Origin of the sequence: Streptomyces sp. SLBN-8D4 (assembly GCF_049739545.1) — a bacterium.
GTDB lineage: Bacteria > Actinomycetota > Actinomycetes > Streptomycetales > Streptomycetaceae > Streptomyces > Streptomyces canus_C.
The window spans coordinates 6,643,226-6,663,247 of sequence record NZ_JBMGQC010000001.1 but is presented as its reverse complement, the minus strand read 5'-3'; the positions used below and the strand labels follow the sequence as shown (position 1 = coordinate 6,663,247).

The 20,022-nt window shown below is 69.7% G+C and carries 16 protein-coding genes, 1 tRNA gene and 3 pseudogenes; 7 read left to right on the top strand and 13 right to left on the bottom strand.

The window, feature by feature from the left end; translation table 11 throughout:
- The first annotated feature begins 52 nt into the window (after window positions 1-52).
- The gene (locus tag RKD20_RS30190; protein ID WP_424880450.1) at window positions 53-931 is read left to right on the top strand and encodes an NmrA/HSCARG family protein; all 879 of its coding nucleotides are present in this window, start codon (window positions 53-55) and stop codon (window positions 929-931) included.
- Between the two features lie 96 nt (window positions 932-1,027).
- The gene (locus RKD20_RS30185; protein ID WP_424880449.1) at window positions 1,028-1,927 is read left to right on the top strand and encodes an NADP-dependent oxidoreductase; all 900 of its coding nucleotides are present in this window, start codon (window positions 1,028-1,030) and stop codon (window positions 1,925-1,927) included.
- A gap of 535 nt (window positions 1,928-2,462) precedes the next feature.
- Here RKD20_RS30185 and RKD20_RS30180 read toward each other — a convergent pair.
- Together RKD20_RS30180 and RKD20_RS30175 are read right to left on the bottom strand one after the other, a co-directional pair.
- A pseudogene (locus RKD20_RS30180) lies at window positions 2,463-2,677 on the bottom strand (hypothetical protein); the annotation flags it as partial.
- A gap of 388 nt (window positions 2,678-3,065) precedes the next feature.
- Complete coding sequence (locus RKD20_RS30175; RefSeq protein WP_424880448.1) at window positions 3,066-4,154, bottom strand: MFS transporter; 1,089 nt, start codon at window positions 4,152-4,154, stop codon at window positions 3,066-3,068.
- A 368-nt stretch (window positions 4,155-4,522) separates the two neighbouring features.
- On the opposite strand from RKD20_RS30175, the gene RKD20_RS30170 reads away from it, so the two are divergent.
- Window positions 4,523-5,596 (top strand): AraC family transcriptional regulator, encoded by a 1,074-nt coding sequence (locus RKD20_RS30170; protein ID WP_424880447.1) that lies wholly within the window; start codon window positions 4,523-4,525, stop codon window positions 5,594-5,596.
- An 8-nt stretch (window positions 5,597-5,604) separates the two neighbouring features.
- Here RKD20_RS30170 and RKD20_RS30165 read toward each other — a convergent pair whose 3' ends face one another.
- From RKD20_RS30165 to RKD20_RS30130, 8 genes and pseudogenes are all read right to left on the bottom strand, one after another.
- Window positions 5,605-7,017: an aldehyde dehydrogenase family protein gene (locus tag RKD20_RS30165; protein WP_424880446.1), complete on the bottom strand. Its 1,413-nt coding sequence runs from the start codon at window positions 7,015-7,017 to the stop codon at window positions 5,605-5,607.
- A complete protein-coding gene (locus RKD20_RS30160; RefSeq protein WP_424880445.1) occupies window positions 7,014-7,892 on the bottom strand; it encodes an SDR family NAD(P)-dependent oxidoreductase in 879 nt (292 codons plus the stop codon). Before RKD20_RS30160 ends, RKD20_RS30165 begins: the two co-directional genes overlap by 4 nt.
- Window positions 7,889-9,235: a flavin-containing monooxygenase gene (locus RKD20_RS30155; protein WP_424880444.1), complete on the bottom strand. Its 1,347-nt coding sequence runs from the start codon at window positions 9,233-9,235 to the stop codon at window positions 7,889-7,891. The genes RKD20_RS30160 and RKD20_RS30155 overlap by 4 nt, the downstream gene beginning before the upstream one ends.
- Window positions 9,236-9,512: 277 nt before the next feature.
- Window positions 9,513-9,701 (bottom strand): annotated as a pseudogene (locus RKD20_RS30150) (ABC transporter ATP-binding protein); the annotation flags it as partial.
- Window positions 9,702-10,001: 300 nt separating this feature from the next.
- Window positions 10,002-10,078, bottom strand: a tRNA-Ser gene (locus tag RKD20_RS30145).
- A gap of 157 nt (window positions 10,079-10,235) precedes the next feature.
- A complete protein-coding gene (locus RKD20_RS30140; protein ID WP_424880443.1) occupies window positions 10,236-10,904 on the bottom strand; it encodes a hypothetical protein in 669 nt (222 codons plus the stop codon).
- Between the two features lie 1,346 nt (window positions 10,905-12,250).
- Entirely contained in the window at window positions 12,251-12,373 is a 123-nt protein-coding gene (locus tag RKD20_RS30135) for a hypothetical protein (RefSeq protein ID WP_356263189.1), read from the bottom strand.
- Window positions 12,374-12,515: 142 nt separating this feature from the next.
- Window positions 12,516-12,683: a hypothetical protein gene (locus tag RKD20_RS30130; protein WP_424880442.1), complete on the bottom strand. Its 168-nt coding sequence runs from the start codon at window positions 12,681-12,683 to the stop codon at window positions 12,516-12,518.
- A 472-nt stretch (window positions 12,684-13,155) separates the two neighbouring features.
- On the opposite strand from RKD20_RS30130, the gene RKD20_RS30125 reads away from it, so the two are divergent.
- Window positions 13,156-13,980 (top strand): SDR family oxidoreductase, encoded by an 825-nt coding sequence (locus tag RKD20_RS30125; RefSeq protein WP_424880441.1) that lies wholly within the window; start codon window positions 13,156-13,158, stop codon window positions 13,978-13,980.
- Between the two features lie 64 nt (window positions 13,981-14,044).
- Here RKD20_RS30125 and RKD20_RS30120 read toward each other — a convergent pair.
- Window positions 14,045-14,542: pseudogene (locus tag RKD20_RS30120) on the bottom strand (site-specific integrase); the annotation flags it as partial.
- Window positions 14,543-14,987: 445 nt separating this feature from the next.
- Here RKD20_RS30120 and RKD20_RS30115 point away from each other — a divergent pair.
- Together RKD20_RS30115 and RKD20_RS30110 are read left to right on the top strand one after the other, a co-directional pair.
- A complete protein-coding gene (locus RKD20_RS30115) occupies window positions 14,988-15,806 on the top strand; it encodes an SDR family NAD(P)-dependent oxidoreductase (RefSeq protein ID WP_424880440.1) in 819 nt (272 codons plus the stop codon).
- Between the two features lie 266 nt (window positions 15,807-16,072).
- Window positions 16,073-17,110, top strand: a complete 1,038-nt coding sequence (locus RKD20_RS30110; RefSeq protein WP_424880439.1) for a hypothetical protein — start codon at window positions 16,073-16,075, stop codon at window positions 17,108-17,110.
- Window positions 17,111-17,468: 358 nt separating this feature from the next.
- Here the strand turns inward: RKD20_RS30110 and RKD20_RS30105 are convergent, their stop codons facing one another.
- Together RKD20_RS30105 and RKD20_RS30100 are read right to left on the bottom strand one after the other, a co-directional pair.
- Complete coding sequence (locus RKD20_RS30105; protein WP_424880438.1) at window positions 17,469-17,684, bottom strand: transposase family protein; 216 nt, start codon at window positions 17,682-17,684, stop codon at window positions 17,469-17,471.
- Window positions 17,685-17,817: 133 nt separating this feature from the next.
- A complete protein-coding gene (locus RKD20_RS30100) occupies window positions 17,818-18,429 on the bottom strand; it encodes a TetR/AcrR family transcriptional regulator (protein WP_424880437.1) in 612 nt (203 codons plus the stop codon).
- 156 nt (window positions 18,430-18,585) lie between these two features.
- On the opposite strand from RKD20_RS30100, the gene RKD20_RS30095 reads away from it, so the two are divergent.
- The gene (locus RKD20_RS30095; protein ID WP_424880436.1) at window positions 18,586-19,437 is read left to right on the top strand and encodes an alpha/beta fold hydrolase; all 852 of its coding nucleotides are present in this window, start codon (window positions 18,586-18,588) and stop codon (window positions 19,435-19,437) included.
- Window positions 19,438-20,022 lie beyond the last annotated feature (585 nt).

Below are 20,022 nucleotides of genomic sequence, written 5' to 3'. Positions count from 1 at the left end.
AACACCGGACTCGTGTTCACCTCGCTCACGCCCTGAGTGAAGGGTGGCAGCGATGAGCACACAGACGACCGGCACGATCGCGGTCTTCGGCGCGACGGGGCGACAGGGCGGGGCGGTGGTCGACGCGCTGCTGGACCACAAGGCCACGGTGCGGGCCCTGGTCCGCAACCCGCAGTCCGACCGGGCTCAGGCGCTGACCGCCCGCGGCGTCGAACCGGCGGCCATCCGGACCGACGACCCGGCGTCGCTGGCCGCCGCGCTGACGGCGGTCGAGGCGTTCTACTTCATGACCCCGGAGGCGAACAACCTCGAAGAGGTCGAGACGGAGATCCGCATCGGCACCGCGCTCGTCGACGCGGCGGTCGCGGCACGCGTCCCGCACGTCGTGTTCAACTCGGTCTTCGGCGCGGACCGGGAGCGGGGTGTGCCGCAGCATGACTCGAAGCACTCGATCGAGGAGCACCTGAGGAAGTCCGGCCTCAGGGCCGCGATGGTTCGCCCGACCCCCTTCATGGAGGAGATGGCACCGAGCCTGGAGCACGGAGAGATCGTGCTGAGGCTGCCGCTGCCGGAGGACGTCGCCCTGAAGATGATCTCGGTCAGGGATGTCGGCCGGGTCGCCGCCGCGCTCCTGCTCGACACCGCGGTGGCACCCGGCGGAGCCGTCGAGCTCGTCGGCGACGAGCTGACGGGCCCTCAGGTCGCCGCGGCGTTCGGCGCGCGCGCCGGGCTGCCGGCACGTTACGAGGCCCTCCCGTTGAGCGTGCTTCCCAGCGACCTCGACAGGGCGATGTTCCGCCAGTTCGCGAAGGCGGCGGAACACCCGTCGGATCTTGCGGTGGTGCGGGCGATCGAGCCGGCCACCCTCGACCTGGCCGAGTGGATCCGATCCACCGGCTGGACCGCGCCCACAGACGTGGCTGGTTCCTGAGCCTCCGAGCCGGAACCAGTCGAAGTGCCGGTGCGGCCGCCACCGGTCCCGGCCAAGTTGATCTTTCACCTAGAGCGACGAGCACTGGAGCAGGACATGAAGGCGATCACCTACACCGAGTTCGGCGGCCCGGAAGTCCTCCGCCTCGAAGAGGTCGACGAGCCGCACGCCGGACCCGGGCAGGTGCGGCTGAAGGTCGTGGCGGCAGGGGTCAACCCGCTCGACTCCAAGATCCGCAACGGGTGGAGGCCGCACATCGCCCCGCCGTTCCCGGTGATCCCCGGCGTGGAGGCGGCCGGCGTCGTCGACGAGGTCGGCGAAGGCGTGACCGGCGTCGCGGTGGGTGACGAGGTCCTGGGCTGGACCGTCACCGGCGCATACGCCGAGCACGCGCTGGCCGTCGACTTCGGCCCGAAGCCCGGGGACCTCGACTGGGACCTCGCCGCGGCACTGCCCGTCGCCGTCGAGACCTCGGTCCGCGTGCTCGACGCCCTCGGCGTCGGGGAAGGCGACACGCTCCTGCTGCACGGAGCCGCGGGTGTGGCCGGCGCCGTCGGTGTTCAGCTCGCGGTCACCCGCGGCGCCACGGTCATCGGCACCGCCTCCCCCGGCAACCACGACTACCTGCGCTCGCTGGGCGCGATCCCGGTCGCCTACGGCGCCGGCCTCGCCGACCGGGTCCGCGAGGCCGCACCGCAGGGCATCGACGCCGTGTACGACGCCGCGGGGGCAGGCGACCTGGAGGTGTCGATCGACCTGCGCGGCGGCACCGACCGGATCATCACCATCGCCGATCCGAAGGCCCCCGAGCTGGGCGTCACCTTCTCCGGCCCCGGCGCCCCGTTCGGTTCCCGCCTCGGCGAGTACGCCCGCCTCGCAGCCGACGGCAAGCTCACGGTGCGCATCGCGCAGAGCCTTCTGCTGGAGGACGCCGCGAAGGCGCAGGAGCTGAGCGCGAGCGGTCACGCCGCCGGGAAGCTCGTCCTGCGGCCGTAGCTCAGCGCCCGGCCGGCTGGGGAGGCACGACGGCAGCGCACCGGCCAGTCGCCACGGTCCTGGCGACTGGCCAGCCCGTCCGCCTCCACCGGTCCTGCCTGCCGCACGGCCTCGAACTGGACACGCCGCCCGCTGTAGTGCTCCTCCACATGCGCGACCAACGCGGTTAGCAGCGGCTGGCGTTGCCTGACCAGAACTCGCCCGCGATCGCCCTGGCCAGCCCTTCGCGGGTGACGTAGTCAGTGTCGCCTTCCCGGCGCACGATGACCGAGGGCCCGAACGTGATCTCTGACCTGCTGCTATTTACGCGTCAGAGGCACGCGTGGTGGGGCGGGTGGGACTCGAACCCACGGCCGACGGATTATGAGTCCTTTGAGGATCTTGGCGGTCCTTGCCGGTCAACGCCGATCCGTGGCGTTTTTGCAGGTCAGATGGGGTAAGCCAGGTCAGTTGCCCTTGATCATTGTCGGCCTGTTCCTCTCCTTGTGTCCCCAACGTGTCCTCAACACGCCCTGTGAGGACGACAACGGAGGCGGAAGCGGCCTGAGTCGCCGGCTCGGGGGCGGGGTGCGAAGCCGGCCGCAACGGATTGCTCTTCCGAGTCGATCTGGGCCTGCAGGTCGGCCTCGGTCGCGAAGGTGGTCAGCTGGCCGCGGCCGACGTGCCGGAACCCGTGATGTGCGGCACACCGGTCTTCTTGTCGCGGACGATCGACACGTCGCTGCGGCCGGCCGGGGGCAGAGGCTCTGCCTCGGAGATGGGGGGGCAGAGCCTCTGTAACGACAGTCACGAGCCACGCGCCTGCAAGCAGCGCATCCGGAGCAGCCAGCCGTTCCAGACGCCTCGCTCGGCAGGCCTCTCCGTCGGCTGCGCGCGGGGATGGCAGGTCCGAGCCACCTGCCGGTACCTGCAGGCTGGCAGACCGTTGGGCAGACGGCTCCCAGTTCCCCCGTACCCGCGCTGGCCACCCCGGACGGCGCCGTCGTGTTACCCGACATACCTGCGGGTCCGCCGCTGGGGCTGGGCGGCCTGCCCTCCGAGGTGACCGAGACCGAGCTGCCCGAGGGAAGCATCCGCGCGCCGGCGCGTCCGGACAGACGGCGCCAAGCTTCTCATCGGGCCCCCGGTGTGGGACCGCTCAGCCCAGTGGCTGAGGATCCGCCCGGTCGAAGGGAGGGACATTCTCCGCTCGGGCCGGGCGTGGAGGCTGCTGGGTGAAGTGGCGGGCCGCGGCCAGGACAAGAACCGCCAGGGCGGCCGGTGCCGCGTAGGCGAGACGGAACAGGCCGGTGGAGCCGAGGAGCCCACTCACTGCGCCACCTGTGATGACACCGGCGTAGTTGAAGAGGTTCAGGCGTGCCAGGACCGCCGCCGAGGCCGCAGGACGCAGCCACGCGGCGGAGGCCAGGCACAGCGGAGCCAGCACGGACGCCCCCAGGCCCACCACCCCGGCCGCGAGAACGGCGAACGGCCAGCTCGGTGCCGTGGCCATGCCTGCCAGGGCACCTGCGACGAGCAGGGCAGCGGTGCGTACGACGGCGACCCCTCCGAACCGTTGCACGAGTCTGTCCGTGGCGACGCGACCGATGACTGTGCCGACCTGGTAGGCCGCATACGCCAGCGGAGCGACTGTGAGGGACGCGGCGAGGGTCCGGCGCAGGTAGACCGCCGACCAGGCCGAGACGGTGGAGTCGACGACGTAGACGACCAGGAGGACCAGGCCGAACGGGATGAGCCGGATCCACAGGCGGCGTCCCAGCGGCGGCTGCGTGGGGCTGTCCGCCGGCCCCGCGGAGGAAGAGGGCAGGGCATGCGTGCGCACGCAGACGGCGAGGAGCAGCACGATGCCGGCCTGCACGCTCAGGCCGGCGGCCACGGGCCACTCCAGCCGGGCAGCCCCGGCCGTGAGCAGGGCCGCGACCACGCCGCCCACGCTCCATGCCATGTAGAAGGAGCCGAAGACGCTGCGGCCGTAGGCGCGCTCGATCGCTGCTGCCCGGGTGTTGGCACCGACGTCCAGGGCACCGACTGCAAGCCCGAAGATGACGTACGCGCAGATGACGGTCGCCTCGTCGGGGGCCCACCCGATCAGAACCAGCGTGGCGCCGGCCGTCAGCACGGCTCCGCGCATCGTGGCGACGGGACCGGCGTGGCGGATCGCGGCCAGCCCCAGGAAGCTGCCGCCCCCAGCCGTCAGCGCCACCGCGACCATCAGGGTGGTCGTCACGAGCGGAGCCAGTCTCAGGTGTTCGGTGACGGCTGGGACGGTCGTGTAGACGGCAGCGACGGACACACCTTGCGCGGCGAACGCGAGGGTCGCACCCCTTCGGGCGCCGGTCTTGGAGACCGGGTGCCCGGCCCTCACCCGGATTGGAGCAGTGCAGGACATGATGCAGTCTCGCCTTCGTTCCTTTGGGGGCCGGACTGAGCAGTCGGGGACCAGCGAGGCGAACGCCGTGCGGGTTGCGGAAACCGTAGTCAGGCGCCGGGGGCAGCCTCAGGACACGAGAGGCCGTACAGGGGACTTCGGGGGCCACAGCGCGCGACCGGTGACGTCGGCTGCCTACGGTGGTCGCCGAGGAGAAAGTGAGTGCGATGTCCCCTGCCCCCGGCCCGGCAGATCTGCCCGGGACCAGCCGCAGCACATCGGCGACGATCCAGCCGAACATCCTGCGCTACCTGGTCGTGGTCGCCGACGAGCACGGCGTCGATCTGCGGCCCCTGCTGAAGCGGATGGGACTGGACGAGACGGTCATGCGCTCCGCCGCGCTGCGGGTGTCGTACCGGCAGGGCAGCGCGGTGATCCGTCGTGCGCTGAACCTGACAGGGGACGAGCACCTGGGGCTGAAGGTCGGCGCGGCGCAGCACCTGACCGCGTGGGGCCTGCTCGGCTTCGCCCTGATGGCCGACGACACGCTCCGCCACGCCATCGAGACCGGGGTGAAGTACCAGAACCTGTCCGGCGCGATGGTGGTGTGGTCGGCCGCTGTGAGTGAGGAGGACGACGCCTTCGTGCTGCGCGCCGACCTTCCCGATCCCGCCATGGACCCGGCCGTGGCTTGCTTCCTGAGCGAGGAGGCGTTCGCCTCCGTGGTCACCCTGTCCCGGCTGTCCGTCGGTCCGCTCTTCGCGCCGAGGGCGGTGGAGTTCTCGTTTCCGCCCCCGCGCCAACTGGACATGTACGAGGCCTTGTTCGGCTGTCCGGTCCGTTTCGGCGCCGCCGTCAACCGCTTGGTCATCGACCCCACGTGGGCGCGTACCCGGATGCCCGGCCGGGATCCCGTGAGCTACGCGTCGACGCTGGAGATGCTCGACGCGCAGCTGGCTTCCCGCCGTGACCAGCAGGATCTGCTGGAGGTGCTGGAGATCTCCGTCGCGCAGGGCCTGCCGTTGGTGCCTTCGTTCAGTGAGCAGGCGCGGCGGCATGCGACGAGTGAGCGCACGCTGCGCCGTCGGCTGGCCGAGTGCGGCACGACGTACGAGGCACTCGTCGAGGGAGTGCGCCGGGAACGCGTCGAGCAGCTGTTGCTCCGCCCGGAACTGACCCTGCGCGACATCTCCCGCCGCGCGGGGTTCTCCGACGAACGGGCACTGCGCCGCGCGGTACGCCGCTGGCACGGCACTTCCCCGGTCCAGCTTCGGGAGCGGATGCGTACGGCTCGCCTCTGAGGCCGGGGTCAGCGGGTGCGGATCCAGACCGCCTTCTCCCGGGTCCACTGCTCGAAGGCGTTGGTGGACTTCTCCACGCCCCCGAATCCGGACTGCTTCCAGCCGCCGAAGGGGGTGGTGATGTCGCCCTCGCTGTAGGCGTTCACGGAGATCACACCGGCCTCGATGCCACGTGCCAGCCGGAACGCCCTGTCGAGGTCGCGTGTCCATACGGACGCGGCGAGCCCGTACTCGGTGGCATTGGCCATACGTACCGCCTCGTCCTCGGTGGTGAAGGTCTGGACGGTGACGACGGGACCGAACAGCTCCCTGGTGAGGACGTCACTGCCGGCGGGGGCCCGGGTGATCACGGTGGGCGGGTAGTAGGCGCCGCGCGGGGGCAATCCATGGGGCAGTCCCCCGGTGTGGATCTGGGCTCCCCCGTCCCGGGCGGCCTCCACGGCTCCCGCGACCCGGTCGAAGGCGGCGTGGTTGATGAGCGGCCCGATCTGCGTGCGCGGGTCGGCCGGATGGCCGATGACGAGCTCTCTCGCCGCGGCCGTGAACCGCTCCAGGACCTCCTCGGCGATACTGCGGTGGACCAGAACCCGGGAGCCGGCCGTGCAGTTCTGCCCCATGGTCAGGAACGCGGCCTCGATCATGTTGTGGATCAGCTCGTCCCCGTAGGCGAGCGCATCGGGCATCAGTACCTGGGGACTCTTGCCGCCCATCTCCAGTGAGACGCGCTTGAAGTTGCTGTCGGCCGCGTCCTTGAGAATACGGCGGCCGGTCGCGGTGGAGCCGGTGAAGGACAGCGCCCCCACGAGGGGATCACGGGCGAGGGCTGCCCCGGCTTCGGAACCGTACCCGGGCAACACCGTGAGCACCCCGTCGGGCAGGCCGGCCTCGGCTGCGAGCGCGGCCAGGTACAGGGCGGAGCGTGGGGTCGCCTCGGCGGGCTTGACCAGCAGACAGTTGCCTGCGGCCAGGGCCGGTCCGACCTTCCAGGCGGTCATGGCCAGCGGGTAGTTCCACGGCAGGATCGCCGCGCCGACCCCGACCGGTTCGCGGCTCATGAGACCGAGACCGTCGGGCACGCTCGGCGCGATGCGGCCGAAGACCTTGTCGGCCGCCTCGGCGAACCAGCGGATCGTCTCGATCGCGCCCGGTACGTCGCCCGTACGGCACTCCGTGATCGGCTTGCCCGCGTCCTCGCTGTCCAGCCGGGCGAGCATCTCGGCGTCGCGTTCCATCAGGTCGGCCAGCCGCAGCAGCACCGCGGCGCGCTCCCGGACCGGCCGCCGCGACCACACCCCGGCGTCGTGGGCCCGCCGGGCCTGCTCGGCGGCCTTGGCGACGTCGTCGGCGCTCGAGGCGGGCAGGGTGGTGATCGGCTCACCGGTGGCGGGGTTGACGACCAGCAGCGTCTCGTTCGTGGTCATGCCTCCTCCACCAGCTCCCAGCGCCCCTCTGTCCAGCGGACCAGTCCGCGTCGGCGGAGTTCCTCCAGATAACGGGCCATGCCGCGGTCACCGCGCTTGCGGAACAGCGGGAAGACCCGGGGCAGCAGGTTCGGCATGAGCATCGCGAACCGCACCAGACGGGACTCACCGGGCCGGGGGTAGGCCTCCAGCCGGGGCTTGTCCAGCAGGCTCACCACGGCCGCGACGACGTCGGCGGGCTGCTGGGGCCGGTCCTGGAACTGCATGGAGTTCCCGCCGTCCACGGCCTCCTGGCGCAGCATCCGGGTGTCGGTCGCCGACGGGAGCACCGACCCGGCCAGAATGCCTCTGCTCCTCAGATCGAGCCCGATGGCGAGCATCGCGCCACGCAGCCCGAACTTGGAAGCGGTGTAGATCGGGGTCTCGCCCAGCGGGAAGATCCCGCCGAGGGAGACCGTGGTGACCACCCGGGCGTCTCGTGAAGCCGTGAGAAGAGGAATGGCGATCCGGGTGGCGACCAGCGGTGAGATCAGGTTGAGGGTGATCTCCCGCTCGATGCTCTCGACGCTGCGGACGTCGAAGCGTTCCGCGCTGGTCATACCGACGTTGTTGACGAGAACGTCGAGGCGACCGTGGGCATCGGAGACCCGTTCGAAGAGGCGCTCCACCTGGGCGCGGTCCATCAGGTCGCATCCGATACCGGTGTGCCCGGCGCCTGAAAGCCCGGCGGCGACCTTCTCGGCCCGGGCCTCGTCGATGTCGACGACGACGCAGCGGGCGCCGCCGGAGGCGAAGCGACGGCACAGAGCACTCCCGATGCCGCCCGCACCGCCGGTCACCAGCATGACCTTGTCGGTGAAGTCGAACCCGCTCATGCCGCAGCCTCCGCGCGTCGCAGGGACCGTGCCGGGGGCGGTTGGCCCTCGGTACGCCAGCCCATGTCCCCCGCGACCTTGCCCAGGTACTTCACGAAGGCCCCGCTGTCGACGTAGCCGGTGTGGCGGGGCGAGTCGACGAACCGCAGCCCACCGGACAGATCCGGGCGGTCTGAGCGGATCATGCGGGCGAAACGCTCCGCGTTCGGCAACCGGTGCCGCGCGTCATGGACGTACCCGGCGATCAGTTGCGCCTGGGAGTCGAAGAGCTGGTACGCACCGGAGTTGGTCTCGACGAAGCCGATGCCGAACAAGCCCTCGTGCTCGCGCGAGAACGACGACAGGTACAGGTCCGGGTGCTGCTCGTCGCCGAAGTACCGCTGCGCGACCGGAACTTTGTGGACGTAGCCCGTGGCCAGGAGGATGAGATCGAAGTCGTCGCTCGTACCGTCGGTGAAGTGCACTGTTCGACCCTCGGTGCGGGCGATCCCGGGCTTGGCCGTGATGTCACCGTGCTGGAGGTGGTGGATCAGCATCGAGTTGATGGCCGGGTGGGTCTCGAACAGCTTGTGGTCCGGCTTCGGCAGTCCCAACCGCGTCGGGTCGCCGTTGAGGATCCGCAGGAGGGCGCCGAAGACGCGCTGCGCCAGCCACATCGGCAGGTGCGGCCCACTGTGGGCGAGGGTGTCCACCGGCCGGCCGAACAGGTGCTTGGGAATGAACCAGTACCCGCGCCGCATGCTGATCACCGCGTGGTCCGCGGTCCGGGCCGCGTCGCACGCGATGTCGCAGCCGGAGTTCCCGGCACCCACCACCAGGACACGCTTGCCCCGCAGTTCCTCCGCGCTGCGATAGCCGACGGTGTGCCGGACCTCCCCGCTGAACTCCCCCGGCAGTTCGGGGACGTTGGGGTGCCACTGCGAGCCCGTGCACACGACGACCTGCCCGTGCACGCTTTCCCGCCCGTCGGCCCGGGTGACCGTCCACGTTCCGTCGGCGTTCTTCTCGACGTTCTCCACCTCGACGCCGAACTCGACGCGGTCCGTCAACCCGTAGGCGTCGGCGAAGGTCCGCAGGTACGACAGGATCTGCCGGTGGGGCGGGTAGTCCGCGAAGTGGTCGGGCATCGGAAAGCCACCGAAGCCCGACAGCGTCCTGCTGGAAATGAAGTGGGCCGACTCGTACATGGGGCTGCCGGGATTGTCGATGTCCCAGATGCCGCCGGGCCCGGTGTGCCGCTCAAGGTGTGTGTACGGCAGATTCCGCTCCGCCAGGGCCCTGGCGACTGCCAGCCCAGCAGGTCCCGCCCCGATCACGCACGTGTCGAACTGGTTTTCCTTCACGGGCCCGCCTCCTCGTTCATCCCTCTTCACGGGTGTTGGAGGAAACGTATGCACCCGCCGCTCCACGGAAACTGACCCACGCGGCCACGGACCGGACCTCAGCGGCCGCACACGCCGGCCAAGCTTCTGCTGACGTTGCCGGCCGTCGCGGACGTCCTGGTGGCCGCGGGCTACTGGTCCTCGGTGAGCGGCAGTTCCAGATGTGTCCAGGCGGGCGTCTTCGCGTGGTACGGCCAGTGACAGCAGCAGTGCCTCGCTGCAGAGCGGGCCGGCGAACCGGACACCGAGCCGCGCTCATGGCGCAGACCACCCGCTGCTGCTGGGCGCCCGAGAGCTGGGAGGGGCGGTGGCCGAGGCGGTCGGCCAGACCGACGGTCGCCACCACCCGGTCCAGCCATGCCTGGTCGGGCTTTCGTCCGGCGATGGCCATAGGAAGAGTGATGTTCTCTAGCGGGCGAGCCCAAGGTCCACCAGAGGGCTCCTCGCTCCGACCGACCGCAGTCTGGTGGAGAGGGCCGCGCGGCCACCCTTCGCAATACCTGCGTCCTCACAGCGTCCTCAAATTCGCCTCCGGCTCCCTCCCGGAGGCCGTTGGCGCGACTCGACCACACCACGGTCCGACACATTCACGCAGGTCAGCGCAGTGTCGAACCATCGCCGACGCAGGGACCCTGAACTCATGAGCAGCGGATCCAATCCGTTGAGCCCGAGTTGGGGTTCCGGCACCTCAGATGGGACGTTCCCGCAGGTCGCAGCCCTGCACAGGTGGGGCGGGTGGGACTCGAACCCACGGCCGACGGATTATGAGTCCATTCAGGATCTTGGCGGTCCTTGCCATTTCCCGTCGATTCATGGCGTTCTTGCAGGTCACGCGAGTGCATCCCTGTCGGCCTTGCACGGTCCTTGTCGGTTGGTTCCGGTCCTTGTGGTCCCTATGTGGTCCCTGCGGTTCCTCTGAGATGCCTGTCCGGCACGGAATCCTCCGTGCCGGACAGGCATCTCAGTCATCTCTTCCGGTGCTCTCGCTCGGCAGGAAGGTATGCCGTGCCCAGAGGCCCAGCATTACTGTTCCACCGAGCAACAGCGATACCGGGTCGTAGGCAAGAGGAGTCAACGCATATCCGAGCGCCGTGACGGTGCAGACTGTCAGGACAATGAACTCGCTCCCCGACCGCAGCATCGGCCGACCTGCGACCAGTACGCTCCCCCCGCCGGGCACCCAGGGTCCGACAGCGATTGCCAGCAGTCCCGCGGTAACGCAGACGTCGCCCAGTTGGAATGACATCGCCTCGGAGCCATGTGGGCCGCCGATCATCCGCAGTCGCAGGGTGTCGCCGATCAGCATGAGGAACAGTCCGACGATCGCTGCCCACACAGTGGCCTGCTGGTCGCACCGTACGAGACGTCGCAGGACGAGCAGAAAACTGAGGGACACGACTTCCGAGGCCCAAAGGACGCCGATCATCCCCGTCTCCGGCCGCCAGCCATCATCGGCTCTCCCCAGGAATACCCATCCGGCCATGAACACAGCCCCGGCCATGACGGCCCCATCAAGCACGCGCCGCAGCCACGCGTGCCGACCGGTACCGGCATCGGCGGCGACCACCAGACCGGCCATCCCCAGACCGACCGCGATCGTCACTCCGGTGACCACCGCCAAACCGGCCAAGCCTCGTGAGTCCACTCCCTGCGCCGGTTGAGCCCACAGCGCGGTAGTCGCGGCCCGATAGACGCCCCCGGCGGTCGTAGATCCCGCCAACAGCAGCAGCCGCTTCCGCACCCGCCCACTCGCGCCCCAGACACGGAGCAGCAGAGAGAACGTCAACACCCAGCAGCTGATGGACGGTCCGAGGGACATCATCCGCGCCGCCAGACCCTCGCCTGCCCACCATCCGGGGCAGTCGGCACTGTTCCAACAAGACATTCCACAGCGGCCGCGCTCCAGACACTTGCCCTGGCCCAATGGCAGCAACTCGTCTGGATCGTGAGCCCGTCCGACGGCTTCCCCAACCTCAACATGCAGGTACGCCTTTCAACCGGCGCCGGCCGTCAGGACCTCCCCCACGGCCGTCGGCCCCGTACACAAACCGTACGAGACTCACCACCAGCACCAGGCGGAAAAGTCAGCTGACTCACTCATGTTGCGTAAAGAGAGAACAGCCCGCGGCCACAGTCTCAGTGAGCTTCTGGACACCACCACCAGCCAGAACCGGCTGAAGGCTCCCAGCGCAGAAGGCACCTCGGCATCGTGGACTGGCTCACGGCCCGCCGCGACTCCATCGGCCCGGGGCGCAACGACTACCCGCCGGCCCGTGGACTTCAGTTCCCGCAGCCAACTGGTGCTCGGTCGGCTGTCGGATGCGGACGAGGCCGTTGCCGCCCCCGGTACCGTGCTCCTCGTCCGTGATCTGACCCTGCGTCTCGTCCAGCCGTTGCTGGTGCACGCCCTCACTGATGAAGTCCTCCAAAAATCCCCAGGGCTGCTCGCGTTCCAGCGTTGTTCAAGGCTGCTTTGCCCCGGGGTGCGTTCATGGGCGGTTCGGGCAGTCAGTCGCGCGCCGGGTCGTACTCCAGCCATCGGCTCTGCCCTGCTTGCGCGGCGCAGGCGGCGGTGAGGCCGTCCAGCCCAGGGTGTCCGTTGCCTGTGCGCCACAGCAGCGACCAGGCGTACAGCGGTGCGGGGTTGACGAGGGGGAATAGAACGCAGCCCGGGGACCCCCGGCAGCGGCACGTCGGCGGGGAGCAGCGAGAAGCGTCGCGGGTCCTGCGCCACATCGGCGAGGAAGTGGGTAAGGCCCAGGTTGACGCTCGCGGCTCTGTCCTGGATGTCGAATCGGTCGGCGAACTGGTGGAGGAAGTGGAGCCGCTCCAGCTCACCGGGTGCCAACAGCAGGCTGCCGCGCAGCTGGCCTCCAGGCAGCCGTTCGTCCGCTCGACCAGACCCTTCAGTCCGGGTCGCGGGGCCCGGCAAAGGATCACCTTGCAGGCCAGCAGGCGCGAAGGCTTCCAAGAGGTTCAGCGGGGCTGGAGACCGTGCAGCAGCAGACGCACCAGGTCCTCAATGCCGCCGAGTTCCGCCTGCGGGTCGGCCGCGTCCTGGGTCGCGAACGCGGCGGTGCCGTGCAGGGCGGCGCCCACGGCGAGCGCGAGACGGGCGGGGTCCCCTCGATGATCTCGCCGCGCCCCTGGGCGTCCACCATGACCCGCTCGAAGGGCTGCGATGCCCGATGGGCGAGGCCGACAACCTCCTCGGGGGCGTCAGGGCTGTGCCTGCGGGCGATCATGGGCTCCACCACGGCTTGTCGGTGGCGAAGGTGACGTAGGTCCGCGCAAGGACAGTGAGGCGAGGCTGGACCGGGAGGGTGGGATCGCCTGCGCCTTCGAGGGTCCGCGTCAGCCGCTCGTGGCGGTCGAGCACCAAGGCATCGAGCAGCGCCTGCTTGTCCATGAAGTGGCGCCCCGGCGCCGCGTGACTGACACCGATGTCCCGGGCCAGCTCACGTAGCAACAGTGACCCCACCCCTTTCTCGCGCAGGGTGCGCTCGTCGCGGTACAGGACCCGGAGCGCGGCCGGCCGGCGGCGGATTCCGTGCGCGGCAGCACCGAGGTGCGCCGCCTGGACCTGGCGGACCTGCTGCTGCCGTACGTCACGGACCGGGTGGTCACGCTCTCGCCCTCGCGACCCACACAGCGAATCCGTTCGCCCGCGCCATTGTGCCGATCACGGACAGGTTCTTCGCCCAGGACGACAAGGACGGCGCACTGCCGACCTGTGCAAGGCCGCTGACCGTGGAACTGCGGGCCGCTACCGCCGCCCACCTCCACAACGAACTCGAAAGCGGGATACTCGTCCCGTATAGTTAATCGGGATAGCCATCCCGCTTACGGATGGCCGCCCATCCCCACAGGAGGTTTACGCCATGAGCAAGGCCTGGTTCATCACCGGTTCATCGCGCGGCTTCGGCCGCGAGTTCGCCCTCGCCGCCTTGAAGCGCGGCGACCAGGTCGCGGCCACCGCCCGCGACACCGACTCCCTGAAAGATCTGGTCGCCGCCCACGGCGAGGCGATCCTTGCGCTGCCTCTGGACGTGACGGACAAGGCCGCCGCCACCGAGGCCGTCCAGCGGGCGCACGCGCACTTCGGCAGCCTGGACGTCGTCGTCAACAACGCCGGCTACGGCCTGTTCGGCGCCGTCGAGGAACTGACCGAGCGGCAGGTCCGCGACCAGATGGAGACCAACTTCTTCGGCGCCCTGTGGGTGACCCAGGCCGCGCTGCCCCTGCTGCGCGAGCAGGGCAGCGGCCACATCGTGCAGATCTCCACCATCGGCGGCGTGACCACCTACCCCAGCCTCGGTGGCTACCACGCCTCCAAGTGGGCCTTGGAAGGGCTGACCGAGTCCCTGGCCAAGGAGGTCGCCGCCTTCGGGATCAAGGTCACCCTGGTCGAGCCCGGCGGCTTCGCCACCGACTGGGCAGGCGCCTCCGCCAGCTTCGCCGCGCAGCTGCCCGCCTACGACGGGTTGCGCGCGGCCCTGGCCGAGGGCTGGCGCGACGCGAAGCTCGGCGACCCCACCGCGGCCGGACCGGCGCTTCTGAAGATCGTCGACGCCGACATCCCACCCCTGCGCGTCTTCTTCGGCACCGACGGATTGGACATGATCCCCCACGTCTACGCCGAGCGCCTCAAGACCTGGCAGGACTGGGCCCACGTCTCCACCCTGGCCCAGGGCAACCCGGCCTGAACCGAGCGGCGGTACGCGTCTGACCGTGGACCCTTACCGGTAGGGCACACCAGTCACAGCAGGGTCAGTGGCGCGCGTCGCCAGGCGCGAGCAGGCTGGTCAGCTCCAAGATCGCCTCGGTGATGGCTTGAAGTAGCGGCGGACGTTCTCCGGCTTCTTGTGCCGTGACTTCGCCATCAGCATCAGCAGCGAGGCTCCCTGCTCGTCGAGGTGGGTCAGGGCGGAATGGCGGTACTCGTGCAGGTCCCAGCCGGTGCCCGGCCCGCGTACGGCGGTGCGTTCGTCCAGCAGGCGCGGGCCTGGCCCTAGGAGAGGCGGGCCAGGCCGGTGTCCGGGCACACGTCGCGCGGGCTGACCACCTCCCTGGGCCAGGGCGGCGGTGGGTGATGAACACCGGGCCTTGGGTTCGGCCGCGCAGCAGGCGGGGCAGGAGCCGGGCGGTGTCGGCGTCCCGGTAGGCAGTCTCCAGCACGAAGTCCTCCCGCGCTTGGCCGCGGCGGCGGGCCTTGCTCCGGGCGCCTTTGACCTTCACGGGACAGCGGCGCCCGGCGAAGTCCAGGTTCGGTGCGGGAGTGGATCTTGATCATCCTCTGCACCGAGTCAAGTCACGCGATCCCTGCAGGCAGGGGCCGAGCAAACGAGGGCGCCCGTGCCATTGTGCCGAGCCCGAGCAAGCTCCTCGCTCAGGACGACAAGGACGGCGCACTGCCGACCCTGTACGCGGCGACGCAGGACCTCCCGAGCGCGAGCCACGCCGGCCCCGACGGTCGAGGCGAGCCGAAGGGTGCCCCGACCCTCATATGCCGCACGGCCGCGGCCGTGCGGCCCGGTGGCTGCCCGTCACCTGTGGACGGCGCTGGCAATGAAGGGCCACTGACCGTGGAGCCGCGGGCCGCTACCGCCGCCCATCTCCACAACGAACTCGAAAGCGGGATACTCGTCCCGTATAGTTAAGCGGGATAGCCATCCCGCTTACGGGTGGCCCATCCCCACAGGAGGTTTACGCCATGAGCAAGGTCTGGTTCATCACCGGTTCATCGCGCGGCTTCGGCCGCGAGTTCGCCCTCGCCGCCCTGGAGCGCGGCGACCAGGTCGCGGCCACCGCCCGCAACACCGGAACGCTGACCGACCTGGTCGAGCGGTTCGGTGACGCGGTGCTGCCGCTGCGTCTGGACGTCACCGACCGTGCGCAGGTGTTCGAGGCGGTCGCGGCGGCCAAGGAGCGGTTCGGCCTGCTGGACGTGGTGGTCAACAACGCCGGTTACGCCCTGGTCGGCGCCGTGGAGGAACTCGGCGAGCAGGAACTGCGCGACGAGCTGGAGACCAACGTGTTCGGCGTCTTCCACGTCACCCAGGCGGTACTGCCCGTCCTGCGTGCGCAGGGCAGCGGCCACATTGTCCAGATCTCCTCGGTCATGGGGCTGACCACCATGGGCGGCGCGGGCGGCTACAGCGCCTCCAAGTGGGCCCTGGAAGGCATGAGCGAGGCACTCTCCCAGGAAGTCGCGCCCTTCGGCATCAAGGTCACGGTGATCGAACCCGGCGGCTTCGCCACCGACTTCAAGAACTCGTCGGTCTTCACCGCGCACCGCCAGGACACCTACGACCCCCTGCACGCGTCGCTGACCGAGATGAGCGCCGCCGCCCAGATGCCCGGCCCCGAGGGTGTCGGCGGTGCGATCCTCCAGCTCGTCGACGCCGAGGAGCCACCGCCTCGCGTGCTCTTCGGCGAGCAGCCCACGCAGTGGGTGCCCGCGGCGTACCAGCAGCGCCTGGAGACCTGGGCCGAGTGGGCGCACGTGTCCAAGGCCGCGGAAGGCAAGTAAAGGACTTCCGGCCCTCGGGCCATGACACGCCCACTCCACGGCGTGTACCCGTACCGCCGGCGCATGAGAGAGCCTGGGCGGCACACCCGCCCGGGCCCCCTCACCGGCAGGCGGGCAGGTCCTTCTCCAGCGAAGCACCTTCGGATGCCTCCCGTCCGGCGGCCCGCGCAACTCGCCCCGTACGACCAACACCAGCGCAACCCAGGAGCGGGCCGGCCGGGCCCACCCGTCCCACACCACCGAGGCCCACTGAAGGAGCACCCGTCATGCCCACCACCAAGCGTCGCGCACTGATCATCATCTCGTCCGGCCGCCAGCTGCCGCTGATCGAGCCGACCGGGGTCAAGTCGATCTCGACCGGGTTCTTCCTGGTCGAGATGGCTCAGGTGCTCAAGGAGTTCGAGAACGACTACGAGTTCACCTTCGCCACCCCCGACGGCGACGCCCCGCAACTCGACATCAACGGCATGGCCCTGTCCATGCACTACATGGAGAAGATCGGCGCCAAGACCCTCCCCCTGCGCATGCAGCAGCGCCGCCGCTCGTTCGACGTCAACAGCTTCCGGCAGCGCCACCCCGAGCTGGTCGCCCGCCGCGAGCAGGAAGTCCGGCTGCTGGAGCGGCACATCGGCCGGATCCCGGTCTCCGAGCTACTGCCCAACAGCGAACCGGAGCTCGCCGAGTACCGCCCCGAACTGATCCGCCGCCTCGACAAGCTGCCCGAGGCCACCTTCCACTCACTGCAGGAACTCGTCCAGCGCCACCGCGATGCGGCCGATGCGTTCACCTTCGCCGACTTCGACTTCATCCACACCCCCGGCGGTCACGCCCCCATGGTCGACTTCCGCGACAACCCGTGGCTCGGCGAAACCCTCCACACGGCCCGGGAGAACGGCGTCACCATCTCGTTGATCTGCCACGCGCCCATCGCGGTGACCTCCACCCGCCAGCGCATCGACGCGCAGGGCGCCGTTTACTCCGTGAAGGACAACCCGTTCCTCGCCGCCACCATCGCGACCGTCCCCAAGATGGGCGAGCTGTTCGCGCTGAGTTTTCTCTACCCGCACGTCCCCGGCAGCAAGACCCGGCTCCCCTACTTCGTCGACGTGGCCATCAAGGAAGCCGGCTTCACCGTCGCGTCCTCCCTCAACATGGCCGCCCCGCAAACGGCTTACGAGCCGTCCGTGCGGCTGCTCACCGGCAACGGCCCCCAGGCCATCGACAAGCAGACCGCCGAACTCCGCAGCATCCTCACCCACAGCCCCGCTGCCCGCCCGACCAGCAACAAGCAGGCGAGCGCGTAGCGGCGACCACACGCTGTGCCAGCCAGGCAGCCGACGACACGGTCGAACAGACGGGACAGGTACGGAGGCGGGCCGATACGGCCCGCCTCCTGAGTTCCGCCAGCAGATACGCCTCGACGATCCGGACGTCCTGCGGCACCGTGCGATGCCGGGCTGTCGCTCCGGCAAGACAGCCACCGTCCCCGGACCCGGAAGCACACGACCAGTGGCGCGCCCTGCTGGAGGTCCGGCCCGACGAGCCACTGTGGACCTCACTGAGCAGTGTGCATCGTGACGTTTCTGGTCACGGGTGTGGTGTGCGTGGGGTTCGGGGTACTCATGCTGGTCGTGGGCGGATGACTTCGGTGAAGATCGTCGGTCACCGGGAAATTTCGCGGTTCGTGAGGACTAGCAGGGCCCTGACCAGGGCGGTCGCACACGCCTGGTCAGTGCGGACCTTGCCGAGCACGCGCCAGTTCTTGAGGTGCGCGAAGCCGTGCTCGACCGGGGCCCTCACGGCCGCCAGCGCCTTGTCGGACAGCCTCTGACCACGCGTCAGGGGCCTGTTCCGTGCCGCCTTGTAGCCGCTGATCACCGCCGGTCCGGTGTCCGGGCGGTGTCGTCCCGTCCGACGAATCCCGGGTCGGCGACGGCTCCGGGTCTGGCCGTTCGCAGCTTCTGCGTGAGCTGGCCGTGCCACGCACGTGGCCGAGCCCAGACTGTCGGCCTCATCGGCGGGATGCCGGGTGAGCGGCGGCAAGGGCGGTATCGATCAGGAGCTCCGCGATGGATCGGGCACAAGCAGCGGTCTGACCGCTGTTGAGCGCGACGGCGCGGGCGGCCCCGCCGTCGTAGAGCAGGGCGAGCTGCTCGCCGAGGGTTTCCGGGGCAGCGATCCCGGCCTGTCGTGCGATGACCGCGAGGCGGCGGGCGAATTCCCTCTTGTGCGCCGCGGCCAGCTGGTGCACGGGGTGGTCGGGGTCGGGCACCTCGACGCTGGCGTTCAGGAACGGGCAGCCTCGCAGCGGAGCGGTCGGCTCCGGCGGCTCCCAGTCGAAGACGGCGAGGAGCTGCGCTCGCGGGTCCAGCGCCGGCCCGTCGGGAGGCCCAAGGGGCGGGAGGTCGCTGTCCTCCAGCGCGTGCAAGTACGCCTGGACGAGCTCGTCCTTGCTGGGGAAGTGCGTGTACAGGGTGCGCTTGGAGACGTTGGCGACGATCGACAGCTGGTCCATTCCGGTCGCGTTGACCCCCTGGGCGGTGAACAGCTCGGTCGCCGCTTTGAGGATCCGCTCGCGGGCGCCGCGACCGCGGCGCCGCCGTACGGGGATAGGTTCGGTCATGACTTAAGGATACCGATCGTTTTACATAGCCCGACACGCGTGCTACGGTCCCCTTAAGTAAACCGAACGTCTTACTTAGTCGGTGGGCCGAGGATGCGCAATCGTCGCCGCGCACCTCCACCGGCAAGTGCGCCAAACAGGAAAGAGAACCAGGTCATGAGCACGTTTCTGGCAGACAAGGCCGACGATCTGACCGTGGAGAGCTCCTCCGCGACGTTCACCTACCGGCGACTGGGCCCACAGGGGGGCACCCCGCTGGTCCTGCTCAACCGCTTCCGCGGCACCCTCGACTGGTGGGACCCGGAGTTCCTGGACCTCCTGGCCGCCGACCACGACGTGATCCTGTTCGACAACGTCGGCACCGGCTACACCGACGGCACCCCGAGTGACTCCATCGAGGGCTTCGCTGATGGTGCCATCGAGTTCATCGAGGCCCTCGGCCTCGCCCAGGCCGACCTGCTCGGCTGGTCCCTGGGCGGCATCGTCGCCCAGCACGTCGCCCTCAAGCGTCCCGACCTGGTGCGCAAGCTCATCGTCGCGAGCAGCACCCCCGGCGGCCAGGTGCCCGGCGTGCCGGAGCTGACCGAGAAGGTCCTCGGCATCGCGACCAAGCCGAAGGCTGACGCGGACGACATGATCTACCTGCTCTACCCGGAGACCGAGGCGGCTACCGCCGCCGGCCGGCGGCACATCGCCCACGTCTCCACCCGGTTCCCCAACGGGCGCCCCTATGTATCCGAAGAGGCGGCCGCGGGCCAGCTCACCGCCCTGGCCAAGAGCGGGTCGACCCCGTGGGCGCAGGTGCAGGCCGGCTTGGAAGCCATCACGCAGCCCGTGCTGTACGCCAACGGAGTGAACGACGTGATGATCCCCGCCCTGGCCTCCTACGTCGCAGTCCAGCACCTGCAGAACGCCACCCTCGTCCTCTACGCCGGCGCAGGCCACGGCTTCCTCTTCCAGCACGCCAAGGAGTTCGTCACCCAGGTGACCAACTTCCTCGCCGAGTGAGACCCGTGCATCGTGAAGTTGCAGGTCACGGGTCTGGGGTGAGGGGCGGTCGGGATACTCGCATCGTCTGACCTGTCGGTCGAAGCCGTTGTCGGGTTCTGCTGCGCCGACCGCCTGGCCGCTCCCACGAGGCCCAGGCCGAGCGGGAGGAACTGGTGATCGCCGAGCGGGTCCTGAACCGGCTGGCCGAGCAGGACCGGGTCACGGCCGTAGCCCCGCCCCGGGTGGCGGGGCGGGGCTGTGCTGCTGACCCTGCACCGCGGCGAGAATCCTGACGAGGCCGCGCCGCCCGCCGCAGGCCGCTGCCAGCAGGACGTAACCAGCGGGCCCTCGGCGGCAGTTGAGTTTGGTGTGAAAAGCCAACAGTACCGTTGAGGGCCCTGACGGCCTTGTCTGCACCGCCCGCCTTTCCCTCTCGAGCGCCACTTTGAACTATCTCGCCGACCTGATACGCGGCCACTTGAAGAAGATCGGCTCCCAGTGGCGGACCCTGCCCGCCGGGAAGATCGCGGGCATCGTGCTCACAGTGCTGCGCTCTGACCAGCGACCCGGCGACCGGCCTGCGCACCTGGGTCCTGGGCCGCG